Annotated in this window: 10 protein-coding genes; 1 reads left to right on the forward strand and 9 read right to left on the reverse strand. The window is 66.7% G+C overall.

What is annotated here, in order from left to right; translation table 11 throughout:
* Positions 1-75: 75 nt before the first annotated feature.
* From M8009_RS10825 to M8009_RS10860, 8 genes are all read right to left on the reverse strand, one after another.
* A complete protein-coding gene (locus tag M8009_RS10825) occupies positions 76-2,553 on the reverse strand; it encodes an arsenate reductase (azurin) large subunit (protein ID WP_250060905.1) in 2,478 nt (825 codons plus the stop codon).
* A 34-nt stretch (positions 2,554-2,587) separates the two neighbouring features.
* Positions 2,588-3,109 (reverse strand): arsenate reductase (azurin) small subunit, encoded by a 522-nt coding sequence (locus M8009_RS10830; RefSeq protein WP_250060907.1) that lies wholly within the window; start codon positions 3,107-3,109, stop codon positions 2,588-2,590.
* Between the two features lie 296 nt (positions 3,110-3,405).
* A complete protein-coding gene (locus tag M8009_RS10835) occupies positions 3,406-3,897 on the reverse strand; it encodes an FKBP-type peptidyl-prolyl cis-trans isomerase (protein WP_250060917.1) in 492 nt (163 codons plus the stop codon).
* Entirely contained in the window at positions 3,894-4,871 is a 978-nt protein-coding gene (locus M8009_RS10840) for a molecular chaperone TorD family protein (RefSeq protein WP_250060919.1), read from the reverse strand. The genes M8009_RS10835 and M8009_RS10840 overlap by 4 nt, the downstream gene beginning before the upstream one ends.
* The gene (nrfD, locus tag M8009_RS10845) at positions 4,864-6,108 is read right to left on the reverse strand and encodes an NrfD/PsrC family molybdoenzyme membrane anchor subunit (RefSeq protein WP_250060921.1); all 1,245 of its coding nucleotides are present in this window, start codon (positions 6,106-6,108) and stop codon (positions 4,864-4,866) included. The genes M8009_RS10840 and nrfD overlap by 8 nt, the downstream gene beginning before the upstream one ends.
* Positions 6,105-6,866, reverse strand: coding sequence for a 4Fe-4S dicluster domain-containing protein (locus M8009_RS10850; protein WP_250060922.1), 762 nt, complete (start codon positions 6,864-6,866; stop codon positions 6,105-6,107). The genes nrfD and M8009_RS10850 overlap by 4 nt, the downstream gene beginning before the upstream one ends.
* A gap of 39 nt (positions 6,867-6,905) precedes the next feature.
* Complete coding sequence (locus M8009_RS10855) at positions 6,906-9,389, reverse strand: molybdopterin-dependent oxidoreductase (RefSeq protein WP_250060925.1); 2,484 nt, start codon at positions 9,387-9,389, stop codon at positions 6,906-6,908.
* A gap of 63 nt (positions 9,390-9,452) precedes the next feature.
* Positions 9,453-10,520, reverse strand: a complete 1,068-nt coding sequence (locus tag M8009_RS10860) for an ATP-binding protein (protein WP_250060927.1) — start codon at positions 10,518-10,520, stop codon at positions 9,453-9,455.
* A 202-nt stretch (positions 10,521-10,722) separates the two neighbouring features.
* Here M8009_RS10860 and M8009_RS10865 point away from each other — a divergent pair, with 202 nt between their 5' ends.
* On the forward strand, positions 10,723-11,145 hold the full coding sequence (locus M8009_RS10865) for a hypothetical protein (protein ID WP_250060929.1): 423 nt from the start codon (positions 10,723-10,725) through the stop codon (positions 11,143-11,145).
* A 51-nt stretch (positions 11,146-11,196) separates the two neighbouring features.
* Here M8009_RS10865 and M8009_RS10870 read toward each other — a convergent pair whose 3' ends face one another.
* The gene (locus M8009_RS10870; protein ID WP_250060931.1) at positions 11,197-12,423 is read right to left on the reverse strand and encodes an MFS transporter; all 1,227 of its coding nucleotides are present in this window, start codon (positions 12,421-12,423) and stop codon (positions 11,197-11,199) included.
* Between the last annotated feature and the right edge of the window lie 12 nt (positions 12,424-12,435).

Raw genomic sequence — 12,435 nt, forward strand, 5'->3', positions numbered from 1 at the left:
GTCATGTTTTGGTGAAAAAAAAGGCGAGAGCTTTTCGCTCCCGCCCCTTACCTGTTCAATGAAGACGCGCTGGCGTCAGGAATAGCGTCGGCGCTTGAACGACACATCCCGCAGGTAGGCCGGGTTGGCGCCGATACGCCGGATGTTGGCCCAGGAGCCCTTGTAGTAGGGGATATGGTTGCGGTCGGTCCACTCACTGACGATGTCGCCCTGCACGCCGTTGGGATAGCCGAACATCATGAACGCCTGACCCCGCTTCAGGTCCGGCTCCAGGTAGGCCATGGCCGTGGTGGCGCCGTAATCGTTATGGACTTCGACGATATCGCCATTGGCGATACCCAGAGCCTCGGCATCCTGGGGATGGATCTCGATCGGGGCCATGGGGTAGCGCCCTTTACGGAAGGCCAGGTGCTGGTCGTGATAGGCGGACTGCCAGATCTGGTTGGTGCGGCCATTGTTGATCCAGAAGTCGTAGTTTTCCTTCTGCTGCTGGACGACCTCCGGCAACCCGTTCCAGGGAGATGGCTGGAAGTGCGCCTTGCCGTCATCGGTATCGAAGTTGTTGTCGGTATACAGCATCTCGGTGCCGATGAGTTGGCCGTCACGGTACTCCTTGATGGGCAACTGGACGCCGTTGTTGCCGGCCGCACTCAGGCGCTCGTAGGTCGCGAGGTGGCCGGTCGGGCCACCCTGGCTGTCGATCTCCTTCTCATGGGCCATGCGGAAGCCATCATTGAAGGCGTCTTCCTCGGTGGTCCAGTCGAAGCCGGCAAACCGCTGAGCCATCTCCTGGTTGCCTGCCGCCTCAAAGCGCGCCTTGATGGCATTGGCCATGTCGGCGGCGATCAGGCAGTCCGGCTTGGCGATGCCGGGAGGGTCCATGAAACGCTCCGATAGCCGCAGCCGCCGTTCGCCATTCATCGAGGTCAGGTTCATCTCACCGGGGTGGGTCGCGGGCAGCACCAGGTGAGAGTATTCGGCGAACTTGGTGCGGTAGAGGTCGATGTCGACGATGAACAGGCCGCCCTTGTTCTTGACCGCATCGTAGACGATGTCGACCAACTCCTCGGTGGTAGCACCACGCGCCTCGGCAAGCGCCTGGTTGACGATGTGGGCGCGGCGCTTGATCACCTGGCGGTAGGTCTCGGCGTTGATGGTGGTCTGGAAGGCGTTGCAGGCCCAGACCGTCAGCATCATGCCATTGCCCTTGATCAGCTCCTGGTCGATATAGGGCGCTGGACGGCCACCCGGATAGGGCGGGCGAGTATAGCCTTCCTGGTGCCCACCCATGCGCACCACGCCGGTGCCGCGGCGGCCGACATTGCGGGTGGCGACGACGAGATTGACGATCGAGGACTGGATCCGGTAGTTGTCGTTGCCCCAGATCACGCCCTTCTCGTAGGCATGCATGGTGCGTGGGGCATGACCGCTTTCCTTGGGCTTGTAGGCCCATTCGGCGGCCTTGATGATGTCCTCCCTGGGCAGGCCGGTGATGCGGCTGCACTCGTCCAGTTCCATCCGGTTGGCGGCGAGCATCTCGTCGAAGCCGCTGGTGTGCTCGGCTATGAATTCCTGGTCGTGCCAGCCCTGGTCGGCCACGTAGGTCAGCAGGCCGTTGAACAGCGCCGTATCGGTACCAGGATTCAGGGCCAGGTGCAGCACGTTCTGCTTGCCGGCGATGGTCTCGGAAATGGCCACGGTGGGCGTGCGTCGCGGGTCGACCAGGATGACCCTGCCCCGGCCGACCGTCTCATCGGGAAACCATTCGCGCTTCTTGCTGACATTGGAGCCGTTAAGGTTGGGCTCCCAGTGAGCCAGGAACCAGTTCGACTGTGTCTCGTAGGAGTTTCCTCCGATGGAGAAGATCACATCGGCGATCTCGGCATCCTCGTAGCTGTTGTTCAGCTCGCCGATGCCCATGTCACGGGTCGCGTGACATTCGGAATTATAGGCGGGGCGGTTGTGGATCCGCACCATCTTCGTCTGGATACCGTCGAACAATAGCTTGCCGGTGGCCCAGGTGTTCTCGAAACCACCGCCGGCGCCACCGTGATCGAAGAGGTTGCAGAAGATCTGATCCGGGCCGTCGTTGTCGAGGATGCGCTGGGTCAGGCCGGCGTAGAGGGCCATGGCCTGCTCCCAGTTGGTCTCGACCCAGTCGTCACCGGTATAGCGTAGCGGATACTTGAGGCGCCGCTCGCCGATGGGTGTCTTCTCGGAGTACATCACGCTGGCCATCTGACCGCCGCGGGTGGACGAGAGCCCCTTGTTGACGCTGCACTCCTTGTCGGGAACGATCATGATGTTGTGCTCGCTGCCATCATGATCCTGGATCCGGTTGACCATGGCGGGCGTCATGGTGATCTGCATGGCGGGAAGCTGGCGGGTTAAGTCGAGCTTTAGGGCATTCTGATCCGGCGCTCTTCCGCCTTCCTTGTTGGCCGGCCACTTATAGACATGGTAGCCACAGCCGACGATACAGAAATGGCAGGCCATGTTGGTCTTCTGGGCATCCGCCGGGGGCAGGGGGATGCGGTCCTTGAACTGGCTCATCGTTGTTCTCCCGGGAAAGGTATCGCGGTGGTAGTCAGATGATGTTGGCCTGGCGACCATAGATCAGGCCATCCACGGACACGGCCAGGATGGCGTCTTCGGCCTCGTCATACTCCAGAATGATCCTGGGCAGATTTTCCGTTGCCTGGCCGATCACCATCTGACCCGCGTTGTCGGGATCGAAGATGCTGTAGTGGCAGGGACACTTGAAGGTCTCGGCTTCCTTGTCGTAGTTGACCGGGCAGCCCATGTGCGTGCACTGGGTACTGTAGGCCACCACGTCCCGGTCCGGCCCCACGCCGCCCTTGACTTCGCGGCCCTTACGAATGGCCACGCAGGGCGAGCGGTCATCGGGATAGTTGAAGTACAGGGGGTCGTTGACCGTCAACTCTCCCAGTTTGGCGACGACGTCTCTGGGATAGGGGAGAGTCGTGCTGCCGGGGGCGGTCTGGGACGTGGACTGCTGTGCATGGGAGAGCGGAGACAGCGAGAGGGTTCCCACTGCTGCTCCGCTGCCGGTCAGTTTGAGAAAGTTGCGTCGACTCAGCTGTGGCATCGTCAGTTACTCCAGGGTTGTTGTTGGCACGCTCCTGCACTCTCTGGGGGTATCAGGAGCAAGGATCTTGGTATTTTGTTTTTTTATATGGATATGCGCATACAAACCTGATGTAAGTCTTGCAGTGATCCGGTCGGCGCGCAAGCTCAACAAGGTCAGTCAAGAGCATGTCATGACCAGACGCCTCCTCGACGCTCCGTCGGCTGCGACTCAAACAGCAGAGACGCCGTCTGAATGCCGGGTTGCCATGGAGTGGCGCGGCTCTTATCGGCTAGCCTCTGAACATCGAGCACGGGTCATGTCTCGCGATTGACCCAGCGGATCGGCTGATGGTCCAGCTCCCCTTGGGATTGTTGCCTGCCTGGCCGAACCTCCCTGATGCGTATCTCCCAGGTCACGGTCCTGCCGGCCAACGGGTGGTTGCCGTCGAGCAGGGCGCCGCGCTCGGTGAGCCCTACCACCTTGAGCGAGAACTTCCCCTGTTGCCCGCCTGGCGTCAGCGTCATGCCCTCGCGTATCTCCATGTTCGGCGGCAGGTTCTCGCGTACCGCCTCGAAGACCAGCTCCGGGCGATGCGGGCCATAGGCTTGCTCCGGGGTCAGCGTCACGCAAGGCGTATCGCCCGCCTGGTGTCCCGCCAGCTCGGTCTCCAGCGCCGCCAGCATCTGGCCCGTGCCATGGATATAGCGTAGCGGCGTCTCGGGCGTCGAGGCCGCCAGCCGGTGGCCCTGGTCATCGCGCAGCACGTAGTCGGCGATGACCTCGCAGAAGGGGGCGATGCGTGTCATGGCGCGCACCTGTGACGAGGTATCGCACTGTTGTCGTCGCGACAGCCCGGGCACACCGCCAGATGGTCGGCGTCGACGCCGGCCGCGAGCAGGCGGCGGCGCATCTCGGCCAGCACCGGGTCGCTCTCGAAGCCCCTCCCGCAGGCGCGACAGCTCAGGCGCTCACGCGGTGCATCGCTGTGCTCGAAGGTGGCGATGGCTGCATCGGCGGCGGGTCCTGAGAGGGACGAGCGAGGCTCCTCGCGGGCGGGCTCCGGCAGTGCCGCCCGAAGATGCGCCAGGTCCCGTGACAGCTGGTCGTGGGTGAGCTCGACAAGCAGCCGCCAGGGGCGGGTGGTGGCATCGACGTCGGCCGCTATCACCTTGCGGCGGATGCCAGCCAGGGCGGGCAGGGTGAGCTCTTCCAGCATGCTGGCCGCATCGGTCAGGGCGGCACGGGCATCCGCGCCGGCCTCCCTGGCCTCCTCCGCTTCGCTGTAGACCCAGGCCAGCCACTGCAGGTTGAGCGCCAGGTGGTCGGGCAGGTCACGGAACGCCGGGTCGCGTTCCAGGCCGTGGCGGCAGTAGAGCGCCTCCATGTGCGACACGCTGCGGGCCATCAGGCCACCGTCCAGGTAGGCGCCCAGGTTGAGCGGTGCCGGGGCAGGGGGCGCCAGGAACAGTCGGCTGTAGCCCAGGATCAGCCGTTGGGTGTCGGTGAGCGCGGCGAACGCCGCCGAGAGGGCAGCGAGGCGCTCGCTGTCGATGGACGGCAGCGATGCGGCCAGGCACGTCAGGTCCTCGAGCAGCGGGCCGCGGGCTTCGGCCAGGGTCATGCCGATCTGGGGAGCGAGGAAAGCCCGTGACAGGCACAGGCCCAGTTCGGCGGATGGCAGCAGGTCGGGGATCGGTGAGGTTTCTATCATGATGCCAGCGGGGCGCCCTGCCGGTGAGCAGGGCGCCCCTTCTCCTTGCAGGGGGGTGGGGTCACGCACGGCTCGCCTCGACCGCCGGGTCGCCGGCCGCCGGATCGCCGGCCGGCGCCTGTGTCATCTGCGGCGGCATATCCCCCAGGTTGAGGAACTTCTCGCCGAGCAGGAAGAGCACCAGGCACAGCGAGACGCCGACCAGGGTCAGGGCCCACTCGGTGGCCGAGGGGGTATAGGCGATCAGGTCGGGTACCCAGGACCCCTTGAACAGTGGCACTACCTGGCCGCCGACCACGAAGTATAGGCGCTCGGCGAACATCGCCAGGCTGACCAGCACGGCCGTCAGCACCTGGATGCCGGGCCGGTTGCGCAGCCCGCCCAGCAGTAGCACGAAGGGCAGCAGCAGGCCGACGACCAATGACGTCAGGTAGAGGCCGGACTCCAGCAGGTACTCGCTCCACACCAGGTTGACCTCCGGGTTGTTGCTGTAGAGCCCGGTGATGGCGCGCACCACGATGAACAGCAGGGTGGCACCGACCAGCGCGGCGAACAGCCGTGGCAGGGCGCCGCTCATCAGGCGCTGCAGCGCTGCCGGCATGCGCTCACGCCGGAAGCCGTAGGCCAGGTAGGTCAGCAGGATCAGCACGGCGACGCCGCTGGTGATACCGGTGGCGTAGAAGTAGACCGGCATCAGGGCATCGAACCAGAAGGGGCGCATGCTCATCATGCCGAAGATCAGCGCCAGGTTGCCGCTGGCCAGCAGCACGCCGATGAAGGAGGCGATGCCCACCTGTCTGGCGGTCTTGCTGTCCCAGTGGCCGCCCTGCAGCTTGCCGAACTTCCAAAGCAGGAACAGCAGGTCCAGGGAGTAGAAGACGCCCATCCAGAACATCGCCGACTGCACCTGCAGGTTCGCCGGGATCACCCAGAGCATGCGGAAGGGGTGTCCCAGCTCCAGGGCCAGCACACCCATCCCCGAGATCAGCAGGGCGAAGGCCAGAAAGATGCAGCGCTTGGCCAGCGGGTAGTAGGCCTTGAAGCCGAATACCAGCGGCAGCGAGGCGACCAGGCCCAGCCCCGACGAGGCCAGCGCGAAATAGACGTAGGTGGCGATGGGCAGCCCCCAGGGCAGCACGGAACTGGTATTGAAGGCGGTGTGGCCGCTGGTCATCAGCTGCGACAAGGCATAGCCCAGGCTGGCCAGCAGTACCACGCCGGCGATCACCAGAAGCCCCCAGCCCAGCGGCCCCTGGAGGGCGTTGCCATGCGTCGTGGGTTGCATGCCTTTCATGGAAGTGCTCATGCGTCATTCTCCCTGTCGGCAGGGGTAAAGGCCGGCACGCCGGCGCCGGCACCCAGGTAGTAGACCTGCGGCCGGTTGCCGGTATGGTCCTTGAGGCGCACCCCGTGCTTGTCGCCTATCAGCCGGTTGACCTGACTGTCGGGGTTGTCCAGGTCGCCGAAGTAGCGCGCCTTGGGCGCGCAGGTGCGCACGCAGGCGGGCACATACTCCTTGACCTCGGGGTTGTCCTCGTCGAGGTCGGCCACGCCCTCCGGCGCATGACGGACCTTGTGGTAGCAGAAGGTGCACTTGGAGACCACGCCGGGGGGCTGGATGCCGATGCCGCGCCGCCAGTCCTCCTCGGGGTTCTGATAGGGCGGGCTCCACAGCTGGCCGTTCTCGCCCGGGAAGACGTCGCGGATATCGGGCTCGATCAGCGGCTTCTCGTCGGCATAGAAGCGCACGCCGTAGGGGCAGGCGATCATGCAGTATTTGCAGCCGATGCACTTGTTCCAGTCGACGAAGACGATGCCCCCGGCCTCCTCGTCCTTGTAGGTGGCGCGGGTCGGGCAGACGTGCACGCAGGAGGGGTTCTCGCACTGCATGCAGGGGCGCGGCAGCCACTTCATCTGGCCGCTGGGATTCTCGCCCGCCGTGTAGTAGAGCACGTCCTGCCAGGTCTCTCCCGGCAGGGTGTTGTTTTCCATCGAGCAGGCGGTGGTGCAGGCCTGGCAGCCGGTGCACTTGTCCAGATCGATGACCATTCCCCATTTGGCCATGGTCGTTCTCCTCCAGCTTGTTCGGTCAGGGTGTCAGGGTCAGGCGCGCTCCAGCCTGACCTTGCCGGTGTAGTAGCTCGCCAGGCCCGAGATGGGGTCCGACACGTTGGCGGTGATCTCGCTGGAGTTGCCCGGGCCGCGGCCCTTGGCCCAGCGGCCCTGGGCCCAGTGGCCGAACTCGAAGGGCAGCACCAGGGTGTCGGGTCGATGCGAGGCGACGAAACGGCACTCCGCCTCGATGCTGCCGACGTCGGAGATGATCCGGACCCGGTCGCCGTTGCGGATGCCGCGTTCCCTGGCCGTCTGCGGGTGGACCTCCAGGTAGACGGTATTGCGGCCGCCGACGATGGGCTGGTGCACCATCATCTGCTGGGGGATGTTGGCGCCGCGGCCCTCGGCGTGCAGCGGGGTCTTGGGCGTGACGAAGTGCAGGTCGCCGTCGCCGCCGGTGTAGACCGGCTCGACCCACTGCACCAGGCCGGCACGCGCGCGGGGAATGCCCAGCTCGCGCTCGATGTAGTCGGCATGCTGCTCCAGGTAGCCGGAGCGCACCTCGAACTTGCCGGAGGGGGTCTTGAACAGGTGCTGCTTGACCTCCTCCGCGCTCATCTGACGCGAGTAGCGCTCGCCGTCCCATTCATAGAAGTCGCCGCGGATCTGGCGCCACTGGTAGGGCTTCTTGTACCAGACCCCCTTCTCCTTCCAGCTCTCGAAGCCGTCGACGCCGTTGTCGCCCGGGTCGTCGGCGAAGCCGGCCGCCAGGTGGCGGATGTAGTTCTCGAGGTTGCCGAGTTCGCGATAGTAGTCGCCCATGGGGCCCTCGATGCGCTTGCCCAGCTCGATGACCACGTCGCCGTACATTCGGGTGTCGTGGATCGGCTCGACTGCGGGGGTGCGCAGCTCGGCCATGGGCCAGCCCTCGAAGGGGTAGGTGGGGACGTCCTGGGTACGCTCCAGGTAGGTGCAGTCGGGCAGCACGATGTCGGCATACATGGCTGTCTCGCCCGGGAAGGGCGAGGTGTCGATGACGAAGACGTCCTTCAGGGCCTCCTCCCACACCTGGGGGGTCGGCGCGCTCCAGATGGGGTTGGTGTAGTAGAACATCGCCGTATCCAGGGTGTAGGGATCGGCGTCGAGATGGTTGCGGGCGCACTCCTGCATCATGTTGCCGACCATCGGCCAGCGGTCGGTGCCCTTCATGTCGAGGCGCGGCTGCTCCTTCCAGGCACCGTTGCGGGCGTAGTCGTCCTGGTAGTCCGCCACCTCGACCGGCAGCTTGCCGTAGGAGGGGCCGACCTGGTAGCCGATGCCCCCTTCGGCGAACAGCGAACCCACCAGGGCGTTGAGGCTGTGGATCGCCATGCCGTTGTAGGTGCCGTTGGAGTGGCCGGTAGCGCCGCGTTCGAACAGCGCCACGGCGGGTCGGGTGGAGCCGAACTCGACGGCGGTGCGGCGGATCTGCTCGGCCTCGATGCCGGTGATCGCCTCGGCCCACTCCGGGGTGCGGTCCTTGAGCTCCTCGTTCCACCAGTCGGCCAGGCCATGCACCCACTTCTCCTCGAAGGTCACCGGCGAGATGCGCTGTCCGGCCAGGAACCTCAGGCGGGGATTGGTGAAGTCGCCGGCGAACTCCCGGTTCCAGAGGCCCTCGGTGAGGATCACGTGGGCCACGGCCAGGGCAAAGGCGCCGTCGGTGCCCGGCTTGATGTAGAGCGCGTGGTCCGAGGCGGCCATGGTCGGGCTCATGCGCACGTCCACGGTGGTCACCCGCGTCTTCGGGCTCTTGGTGCGCATGTGGCCCCACATCTGCATCACGTTGTTGTAGGGGCGGAAGGCCTCGAGGAAGCTGGCGCCCATGATCAGCAGGTAGTTGACGTTGCGGTAGTCATAGGAGCTGTAGGAGTTGTTGCCGTCGGTGGCCTGCTTGGCCTTCTTGGAGCCGTCGGCACACATCGAGGAGTGGCCGATGGCGGCGTTGGGCGTGCCGTAGAGCTCGCCGAAGGGGTACTGGATGCCGGCATCCGAGGCGCCCCAGCCACGCCCGTAGAACATGGCGAAGCGGTGCGACTCCTCGCGGCGGCGCAGGTCGTTCAAGCGCTCGGCCACGGTATCCAGGGCCTCCTCCCAGGAGATCGGCACGAAGCCCGGATCCTCGTCGCGGCCCTTGTTGGGATTGGTACGCTTCATCGGCCCCTTGAAGCGGTCGGGGTCGTAGAGGAAGTAGCTGCCCAGGTGCCCCTTGGGACACAGCTTGCCGTTGGAGATCGGATTGTCGCTGGTGCCGTAGATGGCGTGCACGCGACCGTCGGTGGTGTAGACATCGATGCCGCAGCGCGCCGGGCACTGGGCGCAGACGTTCTTGGTGATGGTCGTCTCGCCGCGGGTCGGCTGGGCCCGCGCAGGTGGTGCCTGGGTCAGCCCGGTCAGGCCGGTAAAGCCCGTGGTCACGGCACCCGCGGCGCCGACGGCGGCCGACGACTGCAGGAAGCGGCGCCGGTTGATCAGGGTCTGGAACAGTTTCATCGGTTCTCCCTCGGGGTGCTCGTCGTGGCGTGCGAGTCGTTCTGGCATCGCTGATGGTGATCGCTAGCCGAAAAGTTCATCGAAGCTCTCCTGCATCAGGGCTGACTCGCGTCGGCAGGCCGGGCAGGTGGTGTTCTCGACCTCCTCTTTGATGCTCGCGTCGCCGGGCGGGGTGAAGGGGCGCCCGCACAGGAAGCAGTCGAGGCGACGCGTCTGGCGCAGCGTCACCGCATCTGCGTCACTCGCCTCGGTCAGGTGCAGGGCCCCCTCCGGGCAGCTGCTCAGGCAGTGGCCGCACGCCAGGCAGGAGAGCGGGTCGAACTCCAGCTCGCCGTCGGCGCTCTCCTGCAGCGCCCGGGTGGGGCAGACCCGGGCACAGACGCCATGGGAGTGGCAGGCATCGGCGTCCAGGTTCAGGCCGGGCAGCGTGGGGGCGAGGCGAGGCTCGCCGAGCGCCTGGGCGGCCGCGCGCTGGCGCTGGAGTCGCCGTGCCCCGGGCGCGGCGTCACCGGCCGGGAGGGGCGGCAGCCGCGGGGCCGCTCGTCCACTCAGCAGGTCGCGGCGGCTTACTGTGGGGCGGGCGGCGTGGTACTCCTGCCGGGGCCTGGCCTCATCGATACGGCACAGGGCGTCGGCCTGTGCCAGCCACGCATCCGGTTGTTCGTCGGGGGCGGCATCACAGCCATGGCAGCGACCGGGCAGCGACAGCACCAGCGCCTCGGGGGCGACCTGCACCGCCAGCCAGGCCAGCATGTCGGGGCCCAGGGCGCGCAGGCAGTGCAGCGGGTTCGGGTCGCCTGCCTGGTGGGTTCGGTGGCAGCCCAGGCGCAGCATCCTGTCGGGTGCCACATTCTTCAGCAGCGCGTCGATCTCGACGCTGACCAGGGCCTCGCTGGGGCAGGCCGCCACGCACTGGCCGCAACCGTGGCAGGTATCGCCGGCCAGCAGGGCAACGCCGTCGCCGTCAGCATGGAAGGCCAGGGCCGCGGCCGGGCAAGCGTCGACACAGCGTGAGCACTCCAGGGGGTGGGGTGGCGCCTCCAGGCAGCGTGACGTCGCCCAGCCCAGGGAGGTGACTCCCGGGGCGAGGGGGCTGGGTGTGCGCTGCGTGTGAGGGTCACGGTATGGCATGATGGTTCGCCAACTATCCTTGTTATGGTTATATGTGAATTACCATATGTCGATGATTCGAGCGTGGCAGACGTCGCTGCCCTTCGCCATGCCGTTTAGCCGAAGGTCAGAGATGCCAGAGAGATAAGGTTGATCTGGATCAAAGGATCCCTGCCCAGCGTCCCGTGATGACCCGGGGGCGGGCGAGGAAGGAGAGCGACCCATGGCGGTACTGGTAGAGGCCACGGCGGTGATCATCCGCGCGGCGGCGATCGAGGAGCGGGTGTCCGGAGGCTGGGAGGCGCTGGCGCGAGAGCTGCCCGAGCAGGGCGTCTGCTCCGACGACGAACTCGTCAGCATCAGCCTGTTCGACCCGGCCGAGGTGCGAGGCCTGGTGGAGCGTCTGGTGGCACTGGGGCTGCGTTGCGACTGGGAGGGCGACGTCGAGGACATCGCCTTCGCCGACCAGAAGCGTGGTCTGATCACCCCCTGTGACTGGCTGGCCTTCGAGACGGTGAACATCGGCATCGGCGGCACGCCGCCGAGCGTGGCGATCTGTCGCCTGGGCGGCAGCCAAAGCCACGAGCTGCGGGTACCGGAGGGCTGGCGTTACCAGGGTTCGCTCAGCGAGGCGTTCGGGGCCTAAGCGGCTCTGCCAGCCGCTCGTGAGCGGCATCCTGCCACCCGTATAGGAGCCTCAGCGCTTCTGCGGCAGGTCGGTCGTCGCTGTGGTGGTCTCGGTTTGGCCCCCGCGTTCGGGGAGGCCATGCATCACCCACAGCCCGAGGATCGGCCCCGGCAGCAGCCACCAGACGACCCAGTTGCCCTGCAGCGACCACAGGGCGGTGGTGAGCGAGATGGCGGGGATGGTCAGGGCGAAGCCCACCGCGTTCATCACCGCCAGCGTAGAGCCGACGCGCTCCCGCGGCGCCGTGGCGGCGGCCAGGGCCGAGAACTGCGGCGAGTCGGTGATCACGGTCAGCCCCCAGGCGGCCAGCAGGCCCAGCAGCACGCCCGGTGGCAGCCAGGTCAGCAGCGGATAGGCCAGGCAGATCAGCCCCGAGGCAGCCAGCGCTCGGCGGGCGACCCACAGGCTGCCCAGCCGGCGGCTCAAAGACCCGCCGCCCACGCAGCCGGCGAGCCCCAGGGCGATGACGCCGAACGACAGCCAGGGCACCCAGGCCTCCGGCGCCCCGAGCCGGCTCACCTCGCGGGCAACCAGGAAGGGGGTCAGGGTCCAGAAGGCATAGAGCTCCCAGCAGTGGCCGAAGTAGCCGCCGGCCACGGCGCGAAAGCGGGCCTCACGCAGCGCCGCCAGGCCGTCGAGCAGCCTTGCCCTGCCGCTTGCGGGCGGCAGGTGCGGGCCGTCGCCCAGCGCCAGCATCAGCGCACCGCCCACCAGCGCCAGCCCGGAGGCGCCGATCAGCGGCCACTCCCAGGGCAGCCCCAGGGTGGTGCCGCGCAGCAGGTGGGGCAGGGCGGTACCCAGGGTCAGCATGCCCACCAGCCAGGCCAGCGCCGCTCCTGTGTGCTTCGGCGTCCAGCCGATGACGAGCTTCATGCCCAGCGGATAGATGCCGGCGAGGCACAGGCCGGTGGCGAAGCGCAGCAGCAGGTCCAGGGGGGGATGCGCCGCGGCCAGCACGAAGCCTGCATTGGTCAGGGCACCGGCCAGGCAGGAGGCCGCGAATATGCGGCTGGCGCGGAAGCGGTCGGCCAGCCCCGTGGTGGCGATGAACAGGGTGCCGGCGATGAAGCCCGCCTGGACGCTAAGGGTCAGGCGACCCAGGTCGGCCTCGGCGAACCCGAGATCGCGGGACAGCGCCAGTCCCACGCCGTTGACGGAGAACCACAGCGAGGTGCCGCACAGCTGGGCCAGCACGATGAGCAGGAGCGGATGGCGACGGAGGAGGCTAAAGAGCATCCCTCGATACTC

Origin of the sequence: Halomonas gemina (genome assembly GCF_023554995.1) — a bacterium.
Taxonomy (GTDB): Bacteria; Pseudomonadota; Gammaproteobacteria; order Pseudomonadales; family Halomonadaceae; genus Halomonas; species Halomonas gemina.